Here is a 25291-nt window from a genome sequence, read left to right as displayed (position 1 = left end):
AATAATCCCCCTTACTTCAGATCATTTAAGAAGCTTTTACCAAACTTTGGTGCTTCTACCTTGAAGTTTTCTGCAACTGTTGCTGCAATATCTGCAAAAGTTTCACGAAGTGCTAGCTCACTACCACCATTAAAGCGTGGTGAATAAACAATTAACGGTACATATTCACGTGTATGGTCTGTCCCAGGGAATGTTGGATCATTTCCGTGGTCTGCCGTAATGATTAGTAAATCGTCTTCTGTCATCGCTTCAGTAATTTCTGGTAAACGCGCATCGAATTCTTGTAGTGCGTTACCATAACCTAGTGGGTCACGACGATGTCCAAAATTCGCATCAAAGTCCACTAAGTTTAAGAAGCTTATACCATGGAAATCACGACGCACTACTTCTGCAACCTTATCCATACCATCCGTATTATTTTTCGTACGTACTGCATCTGTGACACCTTCGCCGTTGAAAATGTCAGAAATTTTTCCGATTGCTATAACATCTAAGCCTGCATCCTTTAAGACATTCATCGTTGTACGACCAAATGGCTTTAACGCATAGTCATGGCGATTAGATGTACGTGTGAAGTTTCCTGGCGTACCGATAAATGGACGAGCAATAACACGGCCAACTAAATATTCTGGTTGTAATGTTAACTCACGAGCAATTTCACAAATTTTATATAGTTCGTCTAATGGAATAATTTCTTCATGTGCAGCAATTTGCAAAACAGGGTCAGCAGATGTATAGACAATAATTGCTCCTGTCTCCATATGCTCCTTGCCAAAGTCCTCGATTACTTGTGTCCCGCTCGCAGGTTTATTGCACAGCACTTTATGGCCTGTACGTTTTTCAAGCTCTGCAATAAGCTCAGCTGGGAATCCCTCAGGATACACCTTAAATGGTTTATCGATATTCAACCCCATGATTTCCCAATGCCCTGTCATCGTATCTTTACCAACAGATGCTTCTTGCATTTTTCCGTAGTATGCTTTAGGTTCGTCAGTAGCCTTCATACCTTGTAATGGTTCAATGTTCGCTAAGCCGAAAGACTCCATATGTGGCATTGTAAGCCCATTCATTTTTTCAGCGATATGTCCGAGAGTATGTGAGCCTACATCTCCAAAGTTCGCTGCGTCTGGAGCTTCACCAATACCAACTGAGTCCAATACTACGACATGGATTTTTTTAAATGGTTTATTCATAATTGTTGCCTCCTAATCTCTTGTCTCTATTTTACCAAAAAAAAGCGAAAAATAAAGGTCAGACCTCCGACTAACATATAATTTTCTCTCTTAAGCTCGTGGATGGAATTGCTTATAAACTTCTGATAGTCGTGTTTTACTAATATGCGTATAAATTTGTGTTGTGGAAATATCGGCATGTCCAAGCATCTCTTGTACTGCTCGTAAATCCGCACCGTTCTCCACTAAATGTGTTGCAAAAGAATGACGTAATGTATGTGGCGTTAATTCATGTTTAATGCCTGCTTTTAAAGCATGCTCCTTCATTAATTTCCAACAACCCTGCCTTGTTAAACGTTTTCCTCTTTGATTGATAAAAAAAGCATCTGTTTTTGGATATTTTCCTTGTAATTGACTCCGTGCACCACCTAAATAATTACTTAATGCAGAAAGAGCGCTTTTTCCAAGGGGAATGATACGCTCCTTGCCTCCCTTACCAAAAACGCGGACAAAGCCCATCGTTAGGTGAATATCAGCTAAATCCAACGCAATCAGCTCACTAATGCGCATCCCTGAGCCATATAATAGCTCTAGCATTGCCACGTCCCTGATGCCCTGTGGCTTGCCGCGATTTGGTGCCGCTAGTAAAGCTTCAATTTCTTCAATAGAAAGAACATTTGGTAGCTTTTGCTCAATGGTTGGCATTTCTAAATGAACTGTCGGATCTGTTTCTGCTCGCTTTTCTCTAAGTAAAAATTGATGGAAACTACGAATGGAGGATATATGGCGGGCCACAGTACGACTTGTCTTTCCTTGCATACGTAACTGCTCTAAATGACGTAAAATGGTCGTTCTTTCTACTTTATTAAAATCAGACATTGCCGCCACTTCCTGCAAAAAATTCACATAGTTTTCTAAGTCTCGGCGATAGGATGCTAATGTATTATCGGATAACTGCCGTTCTACTTGGATAAAATGGATATAATCCTCTATTGCATATTGAAATTCATTCATCACAACGCCCTCCTACTGTCAATTATTCTCTATTTTAGCACGGCTATTAGAATTGTGCTAAAACGTCCCCCTACTAGTCCAAGCTATTACGTTAAAAGTCTTATTCCAACAAAACAAAAAACTGCCCGATTCAATCTTTAAGATTAAAACAGACAGTTTCTCGTTAATTTTCTTCATTCGATTCGTCGTTTTTATCATGACAGCGCCAGCAAATGCCGTGGAAAGTTAGTCGGTGATCCTTTATGATAAAGTTCCAACGTTTTTCAACAACGGCTTCCACATCTTCAAGTAAATCTTCCTGAATTTCATCAACCGCACCGCATTCGATACAGACAAGATGATGGTGGAAATGCGCAGCTCCCTCTTGGCGTAAATCATAGCGCGAAACGCCATCGCCAAAGTTGATTTTGTCGACAATTTTGAGCTCAGTTAGTAACTCTAACGTTCTATAGACAGTAGCAAGACCAATTTCTGGTGCCTTTTCTTTTACTAAAAGGTAAACATCTTCTGCACTTAGGTGGTCTTCCTCGTGCTCAAGCAGTACAGCAACTGTTGCTTCTCGCTGCGGCGTCAGCTTATAACTAGCACTATGCAACTGTTTTTTTATACGATCAATTCGGCTCTCCATGTGACGCCCCCCTAAACTCTTTCCATTATACCAAAGGAGTAAATCCTATTACAAGATAGTGAGTAGATTTCAAATATGCTTTTGTATGTTTTTACCTGATGCTAAATTTTCGTAGCTCATCACCATAACATTTGGTTGATTTCTGTTCCGACTGGGCGCTTCCCTGAGGGCGTTCGATGAGCCGCTTCGGTCCAGGGTCTCATCTGTGACGCTAATCCCCAAGGAGTCGTCCAGTATTCACTCCAATCAACTTAATATGTTTTAACAAATGTCATCCACAACTTTTGGTGATGAGCAACTTTCATATTGTATTTATCAATTTAATACATAAGAAATAACGATAAACTCAGCCACTATTATGATGAAAAATGCGATAAAATTCAACAAAATTGTCCGACCATGTACATTTTTCCCGATTTTTCGCTTTGACCAAGCGGGTACAAGTAAATTGCATAGGACTAGCAACAATATACAATAGATAAGCTGAAATGGAAACCACCAAATCGAATAAACCCAAATAGCTTCAAGTTTTTGTAATAAAAAAACCGAGCTAAAGCCAAAAAAGGTTGCACGTATCGCCACTGTTACTCGCACTAAAACCTTCAAGACACTATGTGTTGCAAGCAATAGCACAAGAGCTATTGAAACAGCAACGGGTAATACTAAACGAAATATAGAATGCCTGTCCCCATCTGCTAAACGAGGCTCTATAAATAAAATAAAAGGCTCTGCATTCGGCCCACCAATAATATGAAAGAAGATAACACCACAAACGAAACTCATAGCTATAATGGATGCGTGATAAAATATAGACACCGTACGAGACATAAACATGCTCCTTTTCTATCAAGGTTTGTACAGCTTATGCTCGTCCGTCTCTATTATGCTAAAGATTATTTTCTTATTGTGCCGCAAGCCAAAGTACTGCAAACGCTGTCTTGGCGTCATATATACGCTCGTCTGCAACCATTTGATGAGCCTCTTCCAACGAAACTTCTAATAATTCGACAAACTCATCCTCATCTAAATCTGCTTTGTTTTCAATTTTATATAAATCTTTTGCCACAAATAGATGAATGATCTCATCTGCGAAGCCCGGGGATGTTGCAAACGCCTGTAAAAAAGTAAAGCTCTGTGCACCGTAACCCGTTTCTTCCTCTAATTCACGACGTGCTGTAACAAGCGGCTCCTCACCAGGTTCAAGCTTACCAGCTGGAATTTCAATAATGGAACGCTCTAAAGCTTTACGATATTGCTCCACCAATACTAATTTGCCTTCATCAGTAACAGCAATCACTGCTACTGCACCTGGATGCTTAATAATTTCCCTTTTTGCAACATTACCATCCGGTAAAGTGACATCATCAATCTGTAGCTTCACAATTTTCCCATCATAAATGGATGTAGTCTTTATCGTTTTTTCCTCAAACTTTTTCATTGACGATAACCTCGCTTGTTCTTCAGATATGTTCATTGTACCATTACAAGTAGAGAAATCGAAGGAGGTCATTGGCATGAAAAAAAGACAGCTTGGCTCAAGTGAATTGTTTATTTCAGAAATTAGTTTAGGGGGCATGTCTCTTTCGACAGATAAGAAAAAGGCTGCTGATATTGTCGATATGGCACTAGATGCTGGCATTAATTATATCGATACAGCCGATTTATATGATTTTGGAGCAAATGAAGAAATTATTGGAGCTATTTTAAGGAAGCGTCGTCAGGATGTTATCGTAGCTACGAAAGTTGGTAATCGTTGGACAGAAGGTGTAGAAGGCTGGCATTGGGATGCATCATCGTCATATATAAAGGAAGCTCTACACGCTAGCTTGAAGCGACTAGATACTGACTATATTGATGTCTATCAGTTACATGGTGGCACTATTGAGGACGACTGGGATGGAATTATCGACACATTCGAAGGCTTAAAAAAGGACGGCCTGATTCGCGAATATGGGATTTCCTCTATTCGACCAAATGTACTAAAACGTTTTTTACCAGTAAGTTCTGCAAAAAGTGTCATGATGCAATATAGTGCTTTAGATCGTCGTCCAGAAGAATGGCTCGACTTTATCGTAAGTGAGGGAGCTTCCGTTGTAACACGTGGTACTGTTGCAAAGGGTTTACTAACTAATAGTTGGAAAGAACGTTTACAGCGTGTTAATGGCTTTAACACGTATACAGTTGAAGAATTAACAACAACATTACCAGGCTTAGCTTCACATTATGACGATTTACATGCATTAGCGCTTGCCTTTAATCTAAAGGAATCTACTGTAGCCTCAACAGTGATTGGTGCAAGCTCACAGGAACAGCTTACGCAAACACTAGCCGCTTATGAAAAAATAGATTCGATAACTGATTTTAAAGCAGTCAAAGAGCTAACTAAAGCCGAACAATATATGGATCACCGATGAAAAAATGGCTTATCTTAATAGCATTTTTAGTAGTACTTGCGATTTCCTCTAGTATGACCTATGAACAACAAAGTATACTTCCAGAATTAGAGGATGTATTGGCAAATAAACCTTTTGAAAGGCAACTCTCTTTACTAAAAATTCCTTATTGGGATACTGTTGTTTCTGTTGAAGAGCGTGGTTACTTTAAATTTGTAGAGTTTTTAATTCGAAAATTAACGCACTTTATTGGATTCGGTTGTATCGCACTTGGTATTTACTTTGCATGGGGAAAACGTCGATTCGCTGCAGGTGTCGCTATTGCTGGGACAGCTCTTATTGCAATGCTAGATGAGTTTCGTCAAAGCTTTACACCAGGACGCACGATGAGTGGACAGGATGTTATTTTGGATACAGCTGGAGCGATTGTTTTTGTTGGGATTGTAGTGTTGGCGAGGAAGATTTTCAAAAGACAAAGGGCGCTTTAAAAGCACCCTTTGTCTTTTAGTTGATGTTATTCGAATCTCCAGAAATATAGTTCTTCAGATTCTGAATATAACGTTGCCCCTGCTTTTTGTAATACTTTATGTGAGGCAATATTATTTTTATCAGCATCGGCAATCACATACTTAACATTACATTGACGTAGCAACCAATCTTTCATCATCCTAACAGCTTCCGTCATGTATCCCTTTCCCTGATATTGCGGAAAAGTATAGTATCCGATTACGACTTCACCCTGCTCATTCGGTTGACCTTTTAGCATGATGCCACCAACGATACTGTTTTTTTCTTTCGACACGATTACCCAATTCGTGTACCAAATATAATTTTCTTCATCTTCTAATACTTTCGATAGTCTAAACTTCAAAGCTTGTCTTAGTTCTTCATCAAGAAAAGTTTCTTTACTACTTACTGACAACTCTATTTCCAATGTCTTTTCTTCATTAATTAGTAATTCTAAATACTTTGCGTTTAATGGGATTAGTCTTAATCTTTTAGTGCTTAATTCAATCATTTTTTCTCTCCTATCATAGATTGTAAACTAAACTATAAAGAGAAATATGTATTGGCAGCGTCTCCCGTGTTTTTATTTTTAAATAAATTTTAATTTAATCACCATAAAGCGGGGGTGATTTCCGTTCCGACTGGGCGCTTTCCTGGGGGCATCCGATGAGCCGCTTCGCTTGCGCTCCAGGGTCTCATCTGTGACGTTGATCCCCAAGGAGTCGTCCAGCCTTCACTACAATCAACTTATTACGGGCATACGATAATTAACCCTAATTTTAACAATAAAGCAATAATAGAGCAATAATGATTTATCTATTAAGAAGTAATAAACAATTAAGCAAGGAACATAGTTGTTCCGATAAAAACAAAAATGATTCCGATAAATCTTAGAATCTTTCCGATAAAACATAAAATTGTTCCGATAAATCTCGATATCTTTCCGATAAAACATAAAAAAACAGTGAACCCGCATAAAATTAAATTAACCTCCATATTGTCTTGAAAGAAACTATGAGAAAGTGTTTCATTGTCGAAGTTGTCACAACAGCTTTTAATAAGAAGTAAGAGAAGGGAGCAATTTAAATGAAACAAATCCGATTAAACTCTCCTGAATTTAATCGTGTACTTAAAAATTTATCACTAACTCCAGCACTTCAGAAAAAAGTACTTGAAATCGTTAATTCTGGTATACAAATATAAAATTGAGCAAGGAACATAATTATTCCGATAAAAACAAAAATCATTCCGATAAATCTTAGAATCGTTCCGATAAATAAAATATCCCCCCTCGAAAGGTTGCTAAGAGAGCTTTCGAGGAGGGGTTTTATATGATTATTTATTTTCTACTGGTTTCCCGTAAGTTTGGAATCGTTCTAACATATATGTCATTTCTTTTTCATCTAAAATAACTGGTGTACCAATAGATCTGGCACGAACATATACTTCTGCACATAATTCTATTTCTTCAGCAATATTAAAAGCTTCTTCCACATTTGCACCACCTGCTAACAAACCATGATTAGCCAGTAACACTGCTTTCGAACCCTCCATTGCTTTAAGTGCATTTTCACCAAGGGCCGGTGTGCCAAAGCTTGCGTACTCAGCACATTGAACCGCTTTACCTGCCACTGCAACCAAATAAGAGACTGCAGGTAAGTCTTCACGCAAACAAGCAAGTGTTTTAGCAAAAATAGAATGTGTATGCACAACCGCTTTCAGTTCAGGGCGCCTTTTATACACCATTGTATGCATCGCCCATTCACTTGAAGGTTTATGATGCCCCTCGATTACTTGACCCTCTAAATCAATCAAAACGATATCAGCAGCGGTTAGTTCTTCGTAAGGGATACCACTTGGACTTATGGCGACGCAATTTTCAGCAGGAACATAGATACTAATATTTCCACCAGTTCCTTTTGTTAATCCATTTCGAATCATTAATTGACAATGAAGAACAACTTTTTCCCGCTCTGTTTGTAGTCTCATCTAATTCCACCCTTCAACATTGCTCTAGACAATTTGGTGACGATTTATTTTTTTCGTACAATGCGTAAATCTAAATTATTTTCCAAAAACTCATTAACGACTTCTTGCTGTTCTTCGTTAAATGGTTTAATTTCATCAACGATAATTGTAGAAATAGCATCAGCTGGCATGACTTGGAATAGTTTTTTGATGCCCACCTTACTTTGATCAATAAGTGCAATAACCTCATTAGATTTATGAATCATTGCTTGTTTAGCTTCGCCCTCATCAATTGTTGAGTCGGTTAATCCTTCTTGTAATGTCAGGCCCCTTGCAGAGATGAACAGTTTATCGATATTGATAGATTCCATATATTTCTTCAAAGACGTTCCCATCGTTGAAATAGAGTTTGGGCGTACATAACCGCCGAGTAAAATCGTCGTCACTTCACTCGATATTAAATCAAGGGCAACGCTGATATTATTCGTAACAACTGTTATATTCTTCATCCCTTTAATCAATTTTCCGACTTCTGATGCCGAAGTACTTGCATCGATGCCAATTACGTCTCCATCTTGGATTAATGTAACTGCTTCTTGAGCCATTAATTGCTTAGCCTCTAAGTTTTCAGATGCGCGTAAATTTAAATTATCTTCAACAAAGGATTTTTGGATAGGCTTTGCGCCGCCCAACACACGAATTAATAACCCTTCACTTTCCATCTTTTCTAAATCGCGTCGAATCGTCATCTCGGACACTTGAAATCGTTCACTTAAATCTGAAATTTCTACGTAATTTTTTTGATTCACTAGTTTATTAATTTCATCTTGTCTTCGTTTAAGAGAATTTGTCATGCGTGTCATCCTATCTTTGATTAGTTAAAAATTGCACGCACCTTTTCTTCTGTCGGGTGTTCGATGATTCCTTTTTCTGTGACTATCGCTGTTATGAGTGCAGCAGGTGTCACATCAAAAGAAGGATTGTACACCTTTACATCAGCTGGTGCGACATATTGTCCTGTTGGTTTTAACACTTCATCTACACTACGCTCTTCAATTGGGATATCCGCACCAGTTGGGCAATGTAAGTCAATCGTCGGTGTTGGTGTCGCTACATAAAAGGGAATATTATAGTATTTAGCTAAAATGGCCACACCGAGTGTACCAATCTTGTTAGCAACATCACCATTTGCAGCTACACGATCACAGCCAACGATAACTCCCTGCACTTTCCCCTGTGCCATAACTGTCGCTGCCATATTATCCGTAATCAACGTAACATCAATACCAGCGTTAAAGAGTTCAAAAGATGTAAGCATGGCACCTTGGAAACGAGGTCTTGTTTCGTCTGCAAATACTTTAAAACTCATTCCCCGCTCCTTTGCCAAATAAAAAGGAGAAGTTGCTGTGCCGTATTTTGTCGTAGCTAGAGCCCCGGCATTACAATGAGTTAGTACCCCTTGTCCATCTTCCAACAGCGTCAATAAATGTTCACCTATGGAACGATTAATCTCGATATCTTCAGTATGAATAGCAATCGCTTCTTGTAATAAGATGTCTTGGAACATTTCTAAATCGTTCGTGTCTATTTGTAAGGCCTTCTGTTCCATTCTCTCCAATGCCCAGAATAAATTGACAGCTGTAGGACGAGAAGTTGCTAAATACTGTACTTGCTTTTGTACTTCTTCCTTTGCCGCAGTAACAGAACCTTCAAAGTGCTGAATCGCCACATAGACCCCGTAAGCTGCTGTTACGCCTATGGCTGGGGCCCCTCGTACAATCATCGTATGAATGGCATCCCATACTTTTTCTACAGTTTGTACTTCTACATACACAATGTCGTTAGGCAATTTTGTTTGATCTAGTAGAACGAGTGTATCTTTTTTCCATTCTATTGTATTTAATTCCATTAAATCAACACTCCATTCTTATATTTTTGTAATAGTTTTATATAGTCTTGTATATGGCTGATTTCCTTATTTAAAATACACTCTTTCGCAATATTTAAACAACGTCTTTCAGCTGTTATACGAGCGTCAATTGGTTCAATGCTCGTAATATCTGTTACTTTTGCTAAGCCAATTATGCGACGGTTCATCTCGATTCCTGCAATTGCAAATGCATCTCGACTAATTTGTTCCATATAGTCATCGAGTAAGGCAGAGTAGACAGCAAACTGCTCCGTTGATGCGGCTAAAATATTTCGTGCCTTCTTGTGGAATAATTGAATAGTAGAAAGTAATGTTTCTTCAATCCACGAAACAAATTCGTCTTCTTTGTAAGCTAATCCTCTTGCCCAGGCAAATGTTAAGTTGGCGATTAAATTCCCCACATCATAACCTATAGGTCCATAAAAGGCGAATTCTGGATCAATAACCTTCAATGTTTCATCATTAATAAAAATAGAGCCTGTATGCAAATCACCGTGTAAAAGCGCTTGCGCCTCTGTTAAAAATTGTATTTTCCGCTTAGCAACTTCTAAATGTAGAGCTGTGTCCTTGTATACAAATGAATGAATCCATTCTTCATTTCCAGCCGTTAAAATATTTTGCTTTTTAAAATCAATATAAGGCTCCGTATAAACTAGATGTTCTGTAATTTCACACAGCTCAGGGTTGATGAATCGCTTTTGATATTCTTTTTTCTTCTTTGGATCTAGCAAAAAATCCGTTGTTCGAATAAGATTTTCCGCCATAAAAGTAGAGATTAACTCAGCGAAATGATCATATGTTTTAAATACGTTCATTTGCTTTCTCATAATCTCAAAATCTTTTAAATCTTCCATTACGCAACAGCTCATAACTTCATCAAACAATAAAATTTCTGGTACGAGGGAAGGAGTAAGCTCACCCTCTATTATTAAAGCTTCTGTTTCTATTCGATTTCGGTCTGTAGATAACACGAAATCCTCAGAAATACGAGCTTGGGGACCTGCTTGTTTGACAATGACAGAGTCACCTTGCTCATTTTTCACACGAAATACATAATTTAAATTGCCATCACCAATTTCGTCACTATGTAGTGTTCCACTAAAACCTTTAATTTTTACTTGTACATAGCTTTTAACATCTTCTTCGTTCATCAAAAAATATTTGGAATACATAACAATTACCTCCTATTTTTTTCTACTGTAATAAGTTGAAGCTAGCGCAAATGCTAAAACAAGTCCTTTTATAATATTCAAAGAATAGTAAGGAACTGATAACATGACTAATCCATTTTCTAAAATACCTACTAATGCGGCTCCAAATAATGTTCCAATGGCATTTGGTTTCCCATGACCAGCGAATGATTGTCCTATAAAAGCTGCAGCAACAGCTGGCATTAAATAACCTGCACCCGCATTAATTTGGGCGGATCCAATTTGGGATGCAAGCAATAACCCACCAATCCCCGCTAAAACCGCTGAAAAAATATAAGCTATCATTTTATAACGATTGACAGGAATCCCTGATAATTTTGCTGCTTCTTCATTGCCGCCAACAGCGTATAAAAAACGCCCATGTTTGGTATATGTTAAAAATACATGTACTAACATAACGATGACCAACATGATTAAAATGATCCAAGGTGTCTTACTTAACAATAAGAAGAAATCCGAAATTCTACCTTCTGTTGGTGTCCCATCTAAACGAGGCATACCAGCAGAGATTGAACCACCCCCTGTATAGGTCATAGCAACACCTTCAACAATAAACATAGTTGCTAGTGTGGCAAACAAATCGGGTATTTTCACTTTTACGATTAAAAACGCATTAAATAGTGCTACACAAAGTACGGCTAAAATAGCAACCAAAATGGATACACCTGTTGGCATGCTAAACCATACAAACATAGAAACAACAACTGAGTTTGCCAATGTAGCTGTCGAACCAATCGATAAATCAAAACCATTAACAGATAAAGAAACTGTTAATCCAACTGCTATAATCGTAACGATTGAAATACTTCTTAAAATATTTAAAACATTATTTGTTTGCATAAAATTAGGGATAGTAACAGTGAAAATTATAATCAACAAAATAACAGCTAATACAATTGCCCAATCTTTAATAAATAATAGCGCCTGATTGTTTTTACGCTCTTGCATACGCTTCGCCTCCAGTAGCATAGAACATGACTTCATCTTCTGTCGTTTCGCTAGTGACTAACTCTTTCACAATTTTCCCGTCGTACATCACGTAGATTCGATCGGTAATTAACAAAATTTCACTTAATTCACTCGTCGCATAGATAATGATTTTTCCTTCTTTTGCCTGTTCATCAATTAAATTAAAAATATCGCTTTTAGCTCCAACATCGACACCTTTTGTAGGTTCGTCAAACAGAAGGATTTCCGCATCGGTCATTAACCATTTACCAATTGCGATTTTTTGTTGATTACCACCAGAAAGATTCGCAACCTTTTGAAGCTCGTTTGGTGTTTTAGCGCCAATTGTTTGAATCATCGATCGAGCAGCCTCTCGTTCTTCCGATTGTTTAATAAAACTACCTAAACGTGTGAATGACTGTAAATTGGCCATCGTTAAATTTTTAAAAATCGGCTCTTCAACAAATACGCCTTCTTTCCGACGTTCTTCAGGAATCAATCCGAAATGGTTTTTAACAGCATGGTAGGGAGTTAGATTTTTAATCGTTTTTCCATATAATTCAATGGAACCTGCTTTAATATTAGACATGCCAAATACCGCTTTACATAATTCTGTTTTACCAGCACCAACTAAACCAGCCAAACCAATAATCTCATGTTTATTAACATGAAAAGATACGTCATTGACCAAGCCCGAATCATCGACTAGATGGTTGACCTGTAAGGCTATTTCTCCTTTTTCTTTTAATTGTTTATGATGGACTAAATCAAAAGTTTTACCAAGCATGTGCTCAATAACTTGTTTTTGGGAAATTTCTTCAATCGAGTTTTCTTTTACGATCCTGCCGTCTTTCATAATGGTGATTTTTTCGCAGATTTCAAATAGCTCTGGTAGTCGATGAGAAATAAAGACAATTCCAAGATGATGATTTTTAACTAAATCTCGGACTATAGAAAACAATTTCTCAGTTTCCGCTTGGCTTAAAGGGGCGGTTGGTTCATCTAATATAAGAAATTTTCTCTCATGAATTATGGCTCTCGCAATTAACACCATTTGTTTTTCAGCTAAAGAGATATCTTTCACCTTTTTTTCAACATTTAACTCGATACCAATCCGACTAAGCACTTCTTTCGCACTCTGACGGATTTTTCGCCAATTGATAATTGATTTTTTATCGAATATCAGTTGATCAAGCATTATATTCTCCGCAACACTTAAATAGGGTATTAACGCTGTATCAACTTCTTGGTAAACAATATCTATACCTAATTCCTTTGATTTTTTCGCATCAGTAATAGAAACTAGTTCACCGTTTATAAAAATATCCCCCGTATAATGTGGGTAGGCTCCTGAGAGAATTTTCATTAGCGTCGATTTACCAGCCCCATTAGCACCAATAACAGCGTGAATCGTGCCTGATTCTAATTGGAAATCGACATCACTTAAGGCTTTCACACCAGGAAATTCGATTGAAATTTTTTTCATATCAATGACTGTCTTGGCTTTCATAGCTAACACGCCTTTCACATTTAGGTAAAAGAAAACGTCTTATTGAAAACAAGACGTCATCTTTCTATTATTTTGAATAGTGTTCACGTAATGTTTTCATCCATTCCTCATCAAAATCAGTAGATACGCCCCAGCCATCAATAATTTCATTTAGATTGAGCATCGTTGTGTTATCTTTTAAATCGCTTTGTTTAATTAACTTTGCCGTTAAATCGTACTCTTCAGGAGTTTCTTCACCCGCTAATTTTTTTGCCATTAAACGCATATTCATACGGCCTATTAGCGCTGGGTCTACAGCAGCTGTGGAAATCCATTGACTATTATCTTCTTTCATTAAGTTAATATCTTGGTTTGATACATCGATTGAAATCAAATTAATGTCTGTACGTTTGTTATCTACTAATGATTTATAAGCCCCTTTTGCTAACTCATCCCATGATCCCCAAATGGCATCTACTGTACCTTCTGGATATTTTGCTAAAACGGCATTCACTTTTGCTGCAATGTCACCTTGTATATCTTGGAAATTAGTAGGCCCAATTGTTTCTAAAGTGACGATCTCACCTTTATCCTCGAACTCCTTATATATTTCCTGACGTCTATCTAATGGAGATAGTCCTCCAAACCATAATTTAATAACCTTTACTGGCTCATTACTTAAATCCGCAATTTCTTGAAGGGATAACCGTGCTAACTCATAATCATCTTGGAAAGTAGCTGTAACACCATCTAAACTCTGACCACTTTTTTTAGCGACAGTATCAAATAATGTCACTTTAATGCCTTTATCGACGGCAGGCTTAATCATGTCATATGAATAGTCTTCTTTACCGTGTGAAATAATAATACCGTCATAGTCTTGCTGCGTAATTTGTGAAACTAACTCTTGGAATTTAGCATCATTATTTTCAACTATATTCGTATCCACTTTGAACCCCAAAGATTCGCCTTCCTTACGTGCACCATCTAAAAATTGCTTCGTATGATCATCTGATGCTAGATTACGTAATACAGCAATTTTTACGCCGTTTTGTACACCTTCAGGCACACCTTCAATAATTTCATTTGTGCCACTTTTAGTAGCACTATCATTACTACAAGCTGCCAAAACAAGTATTCCCACAAGAACTATCAACGAGACTCCAAATCTTTTCATGAAAATCCCCCTTTTCTATTAAAAAATAATATAAAACTCTCGGTTAAGCATCGTTTTCGTAATAATCATATTATTCTGAATATTTTTTGTCAACTTAAAATGTTAAATTAAATCATTTTTTAGTTATTTTTTTTCATAAATAATTATGTTTTGTTTATTTCAAACTAAATTAATTATCGAAACGTTTATTATTTCACAATACAGAAGAATATATAAAATCAACTCTTTTATCCTCGTGATTACATACTATCTATTTAGTAGTTTTCTCGATTCTCAAAGTGTTTTTGACTAAACTCAATAGTATTTGGCAACAATTATTTCTTGTGAAAAATGTTCCGATAAAAACATAAAAATCATTCCGATAAAATATTAAATTGTTCCGATAAATCTCGAAATCTTTCCGATAAAACATAAAAACAGTGAATCCGCATTTGGATTCACTGTTTTTCTTTAAAACTTTGTGCCTTTATCGCCATATTCGTTTAGTAGTTCTTCAAACGATTTGTTCTTTTCGCGTTGTTTGCGTTCAAATGCTAGCTTTGCTTGGCGCTCTTCTTCAGCGGCCTGCTCTTTCGCTGTTAAGTCTTGCTTTGCAGCTTTTAATTTGGCAAGCACGTCACCGCCCAACTGATCCGCTAATGTAACGGCCTCCTGCTTTGGTTGGTTAGCTGTCACGTTAGCTTCTACACGTTGCTGTTGTTTTCGTTTCTTTCCCATTGCTATTCACCTTCTTATTGACTTCACGGGCGCTTGACAACTGTTGCTACGCCTTGCCCACCACCGATACATAGTGTTGCGAGACCTGTTTTTGCATCACGCTTTTCCATCTCATGTAAAAGCGTTACTAAAATACGAGCACCACTTGCACCAATTGGGTGACCAAGGGCAATTGCTCCCCCGTTCACATTTAGTTTATCATGATTAAAGCCTAGTTCGCGATCTACAGCAATAGATTGAGCTGCAAATGCTTCATTCGCTTCTATTAAATCTATATTTTCTAACGTCACATCAGCTTTTGCTAATGCTTTCTTCACTGCCGTTACAGGGCCAGTTCCCATAATAGCTGGGTCGACACCTGCGCTCGCATTCGCTGTAATTAGTGCCATTGGTCGAATGCCTAACTCTTCCGCTTTTTCTTTCGACATGACAACAAGAGCTGCTGCACCATCGTTAATACCAGATGCGTTTGCTGCTGTCACAGAGCCATCCTTTTTAAAGGCAGGACGGAGTTTAGATAGGGATTCAGCTGTAACACCTTGACGTGGGAATTCATCTTTATCGAAAATAATAGCTTCGCCCTTGCGTTGTGGAATTTCCACAGCTATAATTTCATCGTTAAACTTCCCTGTTGCAATTGCTACTTCTGTACGCTGCTGTGAACGTGCTGCAAAAGCATCTTGTTCTTCTCGAGAAATCTCATAGGCGTCACATAAATTCTCAGCCGTATTGCCCATATGATAGTCATTGAATGCACACCATAATCCGTCATGAATCATCGTATCGACTACCTTTTGATCCCCCATGCGGAAGCCTTCTCGTGCATTTTTTAATACATATGGTGCTTGGCTCATATTTTCAAAGCCGCCTGCAACGATAATATCCGCATCACCTGCTAAAATGGCCTGTGTCGCTAAGTGAACTGCTTTTAGTCCTGAGCCACAAACTTTATTAATCGTTAGTGCAGAAACTTCATGTGGTAATCCTGCTGCAATTGCTGCTTGACGAGCTGGATTTTGACCAAGTCCAGCCGATAAGACATTCCCCATAATGACCTCGTCGACTTGATCGCCTGTTACGCCAGCACGTGCTAATGCTTCTTTAATAACAATGCTACCTAATTTTGTCGCTGGTACATCCTTTAATGTTCCTTGGAATGAACCAATAGCTGTACGTACAGCACTCACTATTACTACCTCGTTTGTCATAAACATTCTCCCCTTTTCCCCGTTCAAAAATCAACACTGCATGCATATGCTACTAGCAGATATGTATATTTTAACAAATATTTTGACGATTTTCGATAACAGAAATAATCGCAGTTTTGCCAAAGATAATGTAAAATGTTGACGTGTTTTAAACAATCTCAGTTGGGAACATTACAATTAAGAAAAGTGCATACATACGAATGATGTCGCTTGTATGCCTAGACAACAAAAGAAACAGGACGTGGAGGTGTTAATAATGAAAAAGAAAATACTTTTATTTTCAGGTATAACGACGACGCTTGCCGCAGCAGCAACCGGTCTGTTCGGTTTCGCACTTTCCAATAAATTAATGTACATTAAGCAAAAGGATCCTGAATTTGTTCGTGAACGTGAAACCACTGCTAAACGTTTTGACGAAGCTTGGTACAATAAAAATTTAAAATGTGAATTAAATATCGACTCTCCAAATGGCTATAGTATTCGCGGCATTATGTTTCGACCATTAGAAACAAATAATACCATCATTATTTGCCATGGAGTAACAGAAAATAAAATCAACTCCGTTAAATATGCTCGACTTTTTGAACGACTTGGTTACAATTCCGTTATTTTTGACCATCGTAGACATGGGGAGACAGGTGGAAAAACGACTAGCTATGGCTATTATGAAAAAAATGACCTTGACGCAGTAGTCAAAACTATAAAGGCAATGATTGGTGAAAACGCCATTCTTGGTATTCACGGTGAATCGATGGGTGCCGCAACAATGCTACTATATGCAGGAACTGTGGAGGATGGTGCAGATTTCTATATTTCTGATTGTGCGTTTTCTGATTTTTCAATGCTGCTGAAACAAATTGCGAAGACAGAATTTAAATACGGCTCGATTATTCCAATTCGGTTTGCAGATTTCTTTGTCCGCTTACGTGACGGCTATTCCTTTAAAAGCGTGACACCTGCTGAAGCTGTGACAAATATTGAAAAACCAGTGCTCTTTATCCATAGTATTCCTGATACATTTATCCCAGCTTCCATGTCACTGGACTTATACAATAAAAAAACTGGCCCTAAGAAATTGAAGCTATTTGATAACGGTGCTCATGCACAATCCTTTAATGAAAATATGGCTGAATATGAAGATTTAATTCACGACTTTTTAGAAAGTTTCATCTATCAAAAAATTAATCGTGATTCTTCTTCGTCTAATGTCATTCCATTTCATTTTTAGTACAACCGAAAAACTATTGTTTCTGCAAAACGAGGGGTTGATTTCTGTTCCGACTGGGGGCGTTCGATGAGTCGCTTGGGGCAACAGGATGTTGGTCACGAAGGCGTTATCACAGGACGTGATGTTTTAGCCTTCGTTCCTCTGCCGGCTCGCTCCAGGGTCTCGGGCCAACAGATGTTTTTTGCGCGAAAGCGAAGCGGCAGCGGCACCGATGTTGGTCACGAAGGTGTTATTACAGGACGTGATGGTTTTAACTCTATCGCTAATCCCCAAGGAATCGCCCAGTTGGAACGAAGATCACCCACTTCACTTAGCATGTCACTTTAATTTATAGTGATAAAACAAAATATCAACAAATATTTGTGCGAAAGCGAAGTGGCTTTATCACACTCGGAAAAGCGCCACAATCTTTATAAAGATTTTCTTGACCATTTTATTTTTAGACACAAAAAAACCTTGCAAACTTCATTCACGCAAGGTTTTTCAAATTTTTTATTCTGCGAAAACGATATGCCATTCATCACGTTTCGCTAAAAATTCTTTGGCTAACGCTTGTGCACCTTCTAGGCTATGGCTAGCTGCCCAGCCGCATTGTACTTCATTGCACGCAGGAACGGCAGTCGCCTTTGTTACATCCGTAAATGTTTTTTCCAAAATATTTAATAAGTGTTCATAGTCATTATGATTTATTAGCGATACATAGAAGCCTGTTTGGCACCCCATTGGACTGAAATCAACAATATGATCAGAGTAATTGCGGATAATGTCTGCCGATAAATGCTCTAAGGAATGTAATGCAGGCATTTCCATATGCTCTTTATTTGGCTGTTTAAAACGAATATCATATTTGTATACTTCATCGCCATTTTTCCCTGTTTTCACACCTGCTAAACGTACATACGGCGCTTTAACTTTCGTATGATCTAAATCAAAGCTTTCAACATTGGTTTTTTCTGTCTGCAATGCACACAACTCCTTTATATAGAATATTTCCATTATAACGAGTTTCCCGATAGAATTGTATGATTTTTATGAATTATTTAAATTTATTTTCAATTCTGCCTTAGCGTAATTGTAACTGATGCTTTGCTTTCGCTATAAAAAGCATTTGCCGAAAAAAGATAAAACAAAAAACAACTAGCCAAGGCTTGGACTAGTTGCTCTTTTAAAATTCCTACTATTTTTGGAATTTATTCATTTGTGCCATCATTTGACGTACTTGCTTTTCAGACGGCGTACGACCCATTTGCGCCATCATCATACGAATCATTTGCTCGTTAATAGGTGGGTTTTCTTTTAAATATTTCATCATAGCTTTACGAGCGAAATAAAAACCAAGTGCCGCGCCCGCTGCTAATGCGATAATTACGATAATAATCCAGCCCCATGTAGGCATACAACCAACCTCCTCCACTACAATATACCGAGAAAAACTCTCCACGCTCCATTATACACCAAATTTTAGCGTGTTACTATATATTGTAGTGAATTTTCCTAATGCATTGTATACTTCATCGGCTTTAACCACCCACACTCATTATCTTGTTTATTAAAAGCAATAAAGCGCTCGCTCATTTTTGCAAGCATCTGAAAAAGATCCAAATCAAGCATTCGTGAACCTTCGCAATAGACACAAATCTTTCGTTCCACTAAATAAATAGCCATTTTCCCTTTAATAGGATGTTCTAAAAATAAGGCATTACGAGCCCTCTCTAAATGTGCATACTTGGAATCTAGTTGCGCCTCCAGCATTGCAGCAATCTCGTCGAAGCGAACGGTTTCACATATATATGCAAGCTCTTTTAAGGATTTCTCATTAGCGTCTTCACAGCCCTGCATCATTTCTAATAACTTACGCTCTCTGCCGAAAATAAACGTTAAATGCTCTTCTTTTATTTTATATATGGAATAAGTTCTCACTAGAAATCCTCCTTCGCTCATTTCTTTTTCATAAGTATAGCTCATTCAAACTCTTTAATTTGTCAAACGAAGGAGGTATTCATCTTCTATTTTTGTCGAAAACTTTCTACTTTCCGATCTATCAATTACTTTATGGCATAATGAGTTCCCCATTAAATACTCACGGACTCTATTGGAGTTCTATTTCTGCAAATTTGAGCTTCTTCTATAGCATCTTAGAATGTTCTCAGCCTCAGCATCTTAGAATGTTCTCAGCCTCAAGACCTAGAGTAAAATCCATTTCCAGTCCGTTTTAGCAAAGCTTTCTAATAGGTAATATAAAGGTACAAACGAAAGGAGCTAAAACATATGAAAAAATTTCTTCTATTAACAGGGGGCTTCATCGCAGGATGTGTTGCACTTGCCCTAATCGGACCACTTGCAGGTCTACTATTTTCGGGATTATTTGTAGCACTCGGCATGCACTTCTACATGGCAAGCAAGTCGACATTCGGCAAAATCATTTGGTTTACAGTGGGTCTGATTGGTGTTCTATCAGCAGTATCTAATATCCCAGCAATGGTTGGTTTAGCAGCAATCGCTATCATCTATGTTATCTATAAAAAATGGAATGGCGAAGCTGTAAAAATTCCAACAATTGAAGCTAAAGAAGAAGATCCGTTTACAAACTTTGAAAAAGAATGGTCAAACTTAACAAAATAAAAGGAGAGAATATTCATGAACTTATTTCAACGTTTTAAATATACAATAGAGGCAGATTTACATCATGCATTTGATAAGAAGGAACAAAAAAATCCAATTGCGATGTTAAACCAATACATTCGTGAGGCAGAAAAACAAACAGAGCAAACAGGTACATTATTAGAGCGTCAAGGTCAGCTAAAGGAAAAACTGGAGCAGGAGTATAAACAAAACGCAGAGTTACTTGCAAAGCGTGAAGCTCAGCTAAAATTAGCTACTACTAGCGGCGAACAAGATTTAATCGATTTCGCTACTGACGAAGTGGCTGCCTACACAGCACGCAACAACACTTTGCAAACGAGTATCGAAGCAAGTACACGTGAATACTTCGAGCTTGAACGCAAATTTGAAACGATGAAACACAAAATTAAAGATATGAAAGTGCGTCAATTACAGCTTATGGGCAAAGAAAACGTGACACGCGCTCACCATCAAATGGACGGTATGCTTGCTAAAAACAATAAAACTAACTTTGAGGATTTAGAAGCATATATCGATAAGCTTGCTTACCAAATTGACAAGGGTCATGAAGTAACAACTTTCGAGGCTCGTCTTGCACACCTAGAAAAAAATGCGGTGGACGAAAACGCACCACTGCTAATCGAAAACAAATAACGTGTTATAATATAAAGAAATAAGGGATGCCTCAATTATTGAAGCATCCCATTTCTTTGATGAAAAAACCTTGGTGACCAAAAAGAGATTAAGGAAATTATTATGAAAAAAAGTGTAAACAGAAAGTGGTTTAGTCCTATGATTAAAATATGCCTTTTTGCTTTCTTTATTCTTATATTATTTATAATTTTGTTATTAGGTTATCGCTTCATTGTACAACAACAAATTAAACAGGAAAGTGCTGAAGTTATTGAAAATGGTGGTATTAGTGAGTTAAAGGCAATCAATGTAAATGGAGATAAACAATATATATTAGTGGAAGGAAAAGATAAGGAGAAACCATTTTGTTTATTCCTACATGGTGGACCGGGGTCTCCCTTCCCCTATGGCGTGAGTGCTCGAACATTGTATCCTGAAATAACCGAGAATTGCGTCGCAGTTTATTATGATCAACGAGGTTCTGGAAAAAGTTTTAACAAAAAATTAACGAATACTACACTGACCCTTTCTCAATTTACAGAAGATGCTAATATAATAGTTGATTATATTAGAGAACATTATCAACAGGAAAAAATATTTGTCATTGGTCAGTCCTTCGGTACAGTAATCGGAACTCAATTAGTATCTAATTATCCTGAGAAGTTCTATGCCTACTTAGGAATTTCTCAATTAACAAATACTAGTAAAGGCCAAGAACTTGGATACAGTTGGTTACAGGATGAAGCTATCGCTAATGGAGATAAAAAAACACTCCGTATTTTAGAAGATATAGGAAAAGGTCCTTATTTAGCAAAAGATGAGGATCAATTTAGCGATCTTATCAATCAATATAAAGGCATGAATTATTTTGATGATACGATAAAGAAAGTGAACCTCTTTGACTTGATAAAAGGGGCATTTACTTCCCCTGATTACTCTTTACAGGATCTGTATAAAGCATTTATTTCAGGGCCACAATTTAGCCTTATAAAAAGCCAAGAGCTAAAAAAAGAAATCATTCTTACTAATTTTTTTGATTCTGTAAAAAGTATAGATATACCCGTTTATTTTATACAAGGTAAATATGATAAACAGACGAACTATGAAATAGCAAAGCAATATTATGAGATATTAGATGCACCAGATGGTAAGGAGTTTATCACTTTAGAGCACTCTGCTCATTATCCAAATACACTTGATTCAACATTGATGAATGACACAATCAAAAAAATGCTTGAAGATAATTATTTTTAAGAGAAGTTCGTCTTCTCTCATCAATTTGTAGAAAGAAGGGTGACCCTCTTGCAAAATTTCACAACAAATAAGTTTACATTTTGGGTACTAGGCTTCTTTTTACTCGTTTTTGTGGAGCTCACAATTTTTAATAACGGTGGCGCCTTTTGTCTATTGATTGGGGTAGGACTTCTTTATTTAAGTTTCTCGAAAAAAATTCGTTTCTTTAAATGGACAGGAATTTTCTTTATCTCGATTGCACTCTTTACAATGTGGAGTTTACGCTTATTTATCGTCATCATTCTTTTATATATGCTCTATCAATACTTGCAAAGAGAAAACGAACCAAAAGTAGTTGGTTTGGAGCTTTTCGAAAAGCTTCCCGCTTCGAAAAACGAATTATTTGGTACAATGCCTGCACCGGTAGAAGCCTATAAATGGCAAGATGTTCAAATTCAACGACTTGCAGGCGACATTACGATTGATACAACACAAACAATTTTACCTGCCGGCACAAGTCTCATTACGATTCGACAAGGTATTGGTAAGGTGCAAGTGTATATTCCATATGAAATTCCATTTCGCTTACAATACACGACATTGTTTGGTGAATTGAAATGCCTACATGTTGGGCCACAACGCTTACTCAATGAAAGTGTTAGTTTCTCAGATGGAAACCCTGAGGATGCAAAGCGTACACTTGTGATACATGTTGCAACATGGCTTGGGGACTTGGAGGTGCTACGTAAATGATTGCCTTTATCTCAAGAATATTTACCCTACTTTTTATTTTGATGAGTGCTGCATTCGGTCTCCTTGTCGTTGTTTGGGGCGAGCCAAACGAGAAAACATGGGAACCATTATGGCAGCAGAATTATAATAATATCCCACTCGGTGGTTTTATTGTCATCACTCTTTTTGGGCTTAGTTTACTCATTGCAAGCTGGATTAGTATGACTGCCCGTGCCAGAGAGGCTCAGGCAACCCGCATCGTGAAACAGTTAGTTGAACCTGATTTTGTATTACCTAAAAAACAGCCTTTACCAAAACCTTTGAAAAAAGCTTTAGTTCAAACAAGTGAGTTAATTGATACGCAACGAAAAAGCTTACAGCGCTTATCCAATGAACGTGCAGAAGCTAATGATAAAATTATTCAAGAGCGAATTATTGCTGAACGTCAACGCCTTGCTCGTGAGCTCCATGATTCTGTATCACAGCAATTATTCGCTGCTTCGATGTTACTTTCCGCATTAACCGAAACCGATGAAAATGCTACAAGCTTAAAGCAGGTCGAAAAAGTTGTGCAACAGGCACAGCTTGAAATGCGTGCATTATTATTACATTTACGCCCAGTAGCCCTCCATAATAAGACTCTTGCGCAAGGTCTTGAGGAACTTATTATTGAGCTGCAGCAAAAAGTATTTTTTCATATTGAATATGAGCTTGAAGAAATGGCGTTATCCAAAGCGGAGGAGGATCATTTATTCCGTATTGCACAGGAGGCGTTATCGAATACGCTACGCCATGCCAAAGCGAGCGAAGTTGAATTACTGCTCGTTGCCCGCGATGATTTAGCCATTTTACGTATTCAGGACAATGGCCTCGGCTTTGATGTCGAAGCTGATAAATCTACTTCTTATGGCTTGCAAAATATTGCCGAGCGCGCTGTAGAAATAGGTTGTATGTACAAAATTGTGTCAGTGCCTGGAGAAGGTACAATTGTAGAGGTTAAAATTCCACTACAGAAGGAGGTTGAAGTGAATGATTCAAGTGTTAATAGTGGATGACCATGAGATGGTGCGGATTGGTGTTTCTGCCTATTTGTCAGCACAACCAGATATCACCGTTGTGGGTGAAGCTGAGAATGGTAAAGAGGCAGTGGAACGTGCTCTAGCCCTGCGTCCTGACATTATTTTAATGGACAATGTGATGCCAGTTATGACAGGAGCTGAGGCGACAGCTGAAATTTTAGCGGTCTGGCCAGAGGCAAAAATTATGATGGTGACAAGTTTTTTAGATGATGACAAAGTCTATCCAGCATTAGAGGCTGGTGCAGTCAGCTATATTTTAAAAACATCAAATGCGAAGCAAATCGCCGATGCCATTCGTAAAACAATGGGAGGCGAAACCGTTTTAGAGCCAGAAGTAACATCCAAAATGATGCATCGCATGCGTCACGGTAATAGTACTCCACTGTATGAACAGCTTACCGAGCGTGAAATGGAAGTATTATTGCTCATGGCTAAAGGCAAAGCCAATCAGGAAATCGCCGATGACTTATACATTGCATTAAAAACTGTAAAAACACATGTCAGCAATATTTTAGCGAAGCTCGATGTTCAAGATCGCACACAAGCAGTTGTCTACGCTTTTCAAAACGGGCTAGCGAAGTAAGTTATCATTCACTATACCGCTACATTTGGTTCGTTTGATTTATCAATGATTTTGCTGGGATATCAGCGATTTCGTCAGTTTTATCAACGAATCCCCAAAAAAAATACGAAACTGCATTTTCTACCAATGCAGTTTCGTATTTTTTTAACCTAATCTATTCACTAAAAAATTCTCTAAGCTCATTTACACTGTTAACTATGTAAGTTGCTTTGGCATCAGTTAATTCTTCAAGTGAACCATAGCCATATGTAACACCGATAGAATCAATTTGATTTTCATGTGCCCCAACGATATCGTATTTTCGATCTCCAATCATAATAAATTGATTGTTTTCCACTTCATTAAAATGTTCGCGTACAAATGCAATGATTTCTCCTTTTGCTGAACGTGTACCATCTAGATTGCTACCTGCGACAATGTCAAAAAATTGTTCAAGGTTGAAATATTGTAAAATTTGTTCTGCAAATACTGTCGGCTTAGACGTAGCTATCGCTAACTGATATCCCTCCTTCTGTAAATCTTCTAACAATGAGGATATATTTTGATACAAATTATTCTCATACATACCGATTTGGATAAAACGTTCACGGTAATAGGCAATTGCTTGCTTTATTTGAACATCATCCAATTCATATATTTCTCGAAATGATACTTGCAACGGAGGCCCAATAAATGTTTCAAGTTTATCTAAGTCTTCTTCAACTATACCAATTTTTTCTAAAGCATATTGAACAGATTTCGTTATGCCAATTTTAGGATCGGATAATGTACCGTCTAAATCAAATAAAACAACGCTATACTTTTTCATTACAAGCTCTC

General features: G+C 37.6%; 29 protein-coding genes. 10 read left to right on the top strand and 19 right to left on the bottom strand.

All coding sequences use genetic code 11. From position 1 onward, the window contains the following. Nucleotides 1–11: 11 nt before the first annotated feature. From deoB to FJQ98_RS07085, 5 genes are all read right to left on the bottom strand, one after another. Nucleotides 12–1193: a phosphopentomutase gene (gene deoB / locus FJQ98_RS07105; protein ID WP_053594383.1), complete on the bottom strand. Its 1182-nt coding sequence runs from the start codon at nucleotides 1191–1193 to the stop codon at nucleotides 12–14. A gap of 90 nt (nucleotides 1194–1283) precedes the next feature. After that, entirely contained in the window at nucleotides 1284–2186 is a 903-nt protein-coding gene (gene xerD, locus FJQ98_RS07100) for a site-specific tyrosine recombinase XerD (RefSeq protein ID WP_053594382.1), read from the bottom strand. Between the two features lie 163 nt (nucleotides 2187–2349). Beyond that, entirely contained in the window at nucleotides 2350–2814 is a 465-nt protein-coding gene (gene fur / locus FJQ98_RS07095; protein ID WP_008174639.1) for a ferric iron uptake transcriptional regulator, read from the bottom strand. 315 nt (nucleotides 2815–3129) lie between these two features. Next, nucleotides 3130–3642 (bottom strand): hypothetical protein, encoded by a 513-nt coding sequence (locus FJQ98_RS07090; RefSeq protein ID WP_053594381.1) that lies wholly within the window; start codon nucleotides 3640–3642, stop codon nucleotides 3130–3132. Between the two features lie 73 nt (nucleotides 3643–3715). After that, nucleotides 3716–4252: an NUDIX domain-containing protein gene (locus FJQ98_RS07085; protein WP_053594380.1), complete on the bottom strand. Its 537-nt coding sequence runs from the start codon at nucleotides 4250–4252 to the stop codon at nucleotides 3716–3718. Nucleotides 4253–4328: 76 nt separating this feature from the next. Between FJQ98_RS07085 and FJQ98_RS07080 the strand changes: the two genes are divergently transcribed. Next, nucleotides 4329–5228, top strand: coding sequence for an aldo/keto reductase (locus tag FJQ98_RS07080; protein ID WP_053594379.1), 900 nt, complete (start codon nucleotides 4329–4331; stop codon nucleotides 5226–5228). Then, entirely contained in the window at nucleotides 5225–5695 is a 471-nt protein-coding gene (locus tag FJQ98_RS07075) for a VanZ family protein (protein ID WP_053594378.1), read from the top strand. The genes FJQ98_RS07080 and FJQ98_RS07075 overlap by 4 nt, the downstream gene beginning before the upstream one ends. A 26-nt stretch (nucleotides 5696–5721) precedes the next feature. Here FJQ98_RS07075 and FJQ98_RS07070 read toward each other — a convergent pair whose 3' ends face one another. From FJQ98_RS07070 to FJQ98_RS07025, 10 genes are all read right to left on the bottom strand, one after another. Further along, complete coding sequence (locus FJQ98_RS07070; protein WP_053594377.1) at nucleotides 5722–6225, bottom strand: GNAT family N-acetyltransferase; 504 nt, start codon at nucleotides 6223–6225, stop codon at nucleotides 5722–5724. A gap of 824 nt (nucleotides 6226–7049) precedes the next feature. After that, on the bottom strand, nucleotides 7050–7703 hold the full coding sequence (locus FJQ98_RS07065) for an L-fuculose-phosphate aldolase (RefSeq protein ID WP_053594376.1): 654 nt from the start codon (nucleotides 7701–7703) through the stop codon (nucleotides 7050–7052). Between the two features lie 44 nt (nucleotides 7704–7747). Then, nucleotides 7748–8536, bottom strand: a complete 789-nt coding sequence (locus FJQ98_RS07060; RefSeq protein WP_053594375.1) for a DeoR/GlpR family DNA-binding transcription regulator — start codon at nucleotides 8534–8536, stop codon at nucleotides 7748–7750. A 20-nt stretch (nucleotides 8537–8556) separates the two neighbouring features. Further along, nucleotides 8557–9591: an S-methyl-5-thioribose-1-phosphate isomerase gene (gene mtnA, locus FJQ98_RS07055; protein ID WP_053594374.1), complete on the bottom strand. Its 1035-nt coding sequence runs from the start codon at nucleotides 9589–9591 to the stop codon at nucleotides 8557–8559. After that, complete coding sequence (gene mtnK / locus FJQ98_RS07050) at nucleotides 9591–10784, bottom strand: S-methyl-5-thioribose kinase (protein ID WP_075807221.1); 1194 nt, start codon at nucleotides 10782–10784, stop codon at nucleotides 9591–9593. The genes mtnA and mtnK overlap by 1 nt, the downstream gene beginning before the upstream one ends. A gap of 12 nt (nucleotides 10785–10796) precedes the next feature. Further along, nucleotides 10797–11771 (bottom strand): ABC transporter permease, encoded by a 975-nt coding sequence (locus FJQ98_RS07045; protein ID WP_241774544.1) that lies wholly within the window; start codon nucleotides 11769–11771, stop codon nucleotides 10797–10799. Beyond that, a complete protein-coding gene (locus tag FJQ98_RS07040) occupies nucleotides 11758–13281 on the bottom strand; it encodes a sugar ABC transporter ATP-binding protein (RefSeq protein ID WP_053594371.1) in 1524 nt (507 codons plus the stop codon). The genes FJQ98_RS07045 and FJQ98_RS07040 overlap by 14 nt, the downstream gene beginning before the upstream one ends. A gap of 67 nt (nucleotides 13282–13348) precedes the next feature. Then, nucleotides 13349–14437, bottom strand: coding sequence for a sugar ABC transporter substrate-binding protein (locus tag FJQ98_RS07035; RefSeq protein ID WP_053594370.1), 1089 nt, complete (start codon nucleotides 14435–14437; stop codon nucleotides 13349–13351). Between the two features lie 450 nt (nucleotides 14438–14887). Next, nucleotides 14888–15154 carry a YqkE family protein gene (locus FJQ98_RS07030; protein ID WP_053594369.1) on the bottom strand — a complete coding sequence of 89 codons (267 nt, stop codon included), beginning with the start codon at nucleotides 15152–15154 and terminating at the stop codon, nucleotides 14888–14890. Between the two features lie 23 nt (nucleotides 15155–15177). Then, nucleotides 15178–16362 (bottom strand): acetyl-CoA C-acetyltransferase, encoded by a 1185-nt coding sequence (locus tag FJQ98_RS07025; RefSeq protein WP_053594368.1) that lies wholly within the window; start codon nucleotides 16360–16362, stop codon nucleotides 15178–15180. Between the two features lie 256 nt (nucleotides 16363–16618). Here FJQ98_RS07025 and FJQ98_RS07020 point away from each other — a divergent pair, with 256 nt between their 5' ends. Together FJQ98_RS07020 and FJQ98_RS07015 are read left to right on the top strand one after the other, a co-directional pair. After that, entirely contained in the window at nucleotides 16619–17590 is a 972-nt protein-coding gene (locus tag FJQ98_RS07020) for an alpha/beta hydrolase (protein WP_053594367.1), read from the top strand. A gap of 66 nt (nucleotides 17591–17656) precedes the next feature. Continuing rightward, the gene (locus FJQ98_RS07015; RefSeq protein WP_053594366.1) at nucleotides 17657–17917 is read left to right on the top strand and encodes a hypothetical protein; all 261 of its coding nucleotides are present in this window, start codon (nucleotides 17657–17659) and stop codon (nucleotides 17915–17917) included. A 165-nt stretch (nucleotides 17918–18082) separates the two neighbouring features. On the opposite strand, the gene FJQ98_RS07010 is transcribed toward FJQ98_RS07015, so the two are convergent. The 3 genes from FJQ98_RS07010 to sirA all read right to left on the bottom strand — a co-directional run bounded on the left by FJQ98_RS07010 (nucleotide 18083) and on the right by sirA (nucleotide 19510). After that, nucleotides 18083–18586: an S-ribosylhomocysteine lyase gene (locus FJQ98_RS07010; protein ID WP_143114722.1), complete on the bottom strand. Its 504-nt coding sequence runs from the start codon at nucleotides 18584–18586 to the stop codon at nucleotides 18083–18085. Nucleotides 18587–18767: 181 nt separating this feature from the next. Next, nucleotides 18768–18986 carry a YneF family protein gene (locus FJQ98_RS07005; protein WP_053594364.1) on the bottom strand — a complete coding sequence of 73 codons (219 nt, stop codon included), beginning with the start codon at nucleotides 18984–18986 and terminating at the stop codon, nucleotides 18768–18770. Between the two features lie 98 nt (nucleotides 18987–19084). Continuing rightward, nucleotides 19085–19510, bottom strand: coding sequence for a sporulation inhibitor of replication protein SirA (sirA, locus tag FJQ98_RS07000; protein ID WP_053594363.1), 426 nt, complete (start codon nucleotides 19508–19510; stop codon nucleotides 19085–19087). Nucleotides 19511–19858: 348 nt separating this feature from the next. Here sirA and FJQ98_RS06995 point away from each other — a divergent pair, with 348 nt between their 5' ends. The 6 genes from FJQ98_RS06995 (at nucleotide 19859) to FJQ98_RS06970 (ending at nucleotide 24472) form a co-directional block, all read left to right on the top strand. Further along, a complete protein-coding gene (locus FJQ98_RS06995; protein WP_053594362.1) occupies nucleotides 19859–20212 on the top strand; it encodes a lmo0954 family membrane protein in 354 nt (117 codons plus the stop codon). Between the two features lie 15 nt (nucleotides 20213–20227). Continuing rightward, nucleotides 20228–20866, top strand: coding sequence for a PspA/IM30 family protein (locus FJQ98_RS06990; protein WP_053594361.1), 639 nt, complete (start codon nucleotides 20228–20230; stop codon nucleotides 20864–20866). Nucleotides 20867–20968: 102 nt separating this feature from the next. Further along, nucleotides 20969–22099, top strand: a complete 1131-nt coding sequence (locus FJQ98_RS06985; RefSeq protein WP_082340030.1) for an alpha/beta fold hydrolase — start codon at nucleotides 20969–20971, stop codon at nucleotides 22097–22099. Between the two features lie 48 nt (nucleotides 22100–22147). After that, on the top strand, nucleotides 22148–22831 hold the full coding sequence (gene liaF / locus FJQ98_RS06980; protein ID WP_053594359.1) for a cell wall-active antibiotics response protein LiaF: 684 nt from the start codon (nucleotides 22148–22150) through the stop codon (nucleotides 22829–22831). Next, nucleotides 22828–23865 carry a sensor histidine kinase gene (locus FJQ98_RS06975; RefSeq protein WP_053594358.1) on the top strand — a complete coding sequence of 346 codons (1038 nt, stop codon included), beginning with the start codon at nucleotides 22828–22830 and terminating at the stop codon, nucleotides 23863–23865. Before liaF ends, FJQ98_RS06975 begins: the two co-directional genes overlap by 4 nt. Then, nucleotides 23840–24472 (top strand): response regulator transcription factor, encoded by a 633-nt coding sequence (locus tag FJQ98_RS06970; RefSeq protein WP_053594357.1) that lies wholly within the window; start codon nucleotides 23840–23842, stop codon nucleotides 24470–24472. The genes FJQ98_RS06975 and FJQ98_RS06970 overlap by 26 nt, the downstream gene beginning before the upstream one ends. Nucleotides 24473–24626: 154 nt before the next feature. Here FJQ98_RS06970 and FJQ98_RS06965 read toward each other — a convergent pair whose 3' ends face one another. Beyond that, the gene (locus tag FJQ98_RS06965; RefSeq protein ID WP_053594356.1) at nucleotides 24627–25280 is read right to left on the bottom strand and encodes an HAD family hydrolase; all 654 of its coding nucleotides are present in this window, start codon (nucleotides 25278–25280) and stop codon (nucleotides 24627–24629) included. Nucleotides 25281–25291 lie beyond the last annotated feature (11 nt).

The sequence above is a fragment of the Lysinibacillus agricola genome (genome assembly GCF_016638705.1).
GTDB lineage: Bacteria > Bacillota > Bacilli > Bacillales_A > Planococcaceae > Lysinibacillus > Lysinibacillus agricola.
This window is presented reverse-complemented; position numbering and strand designations above follow the sequence as displayed.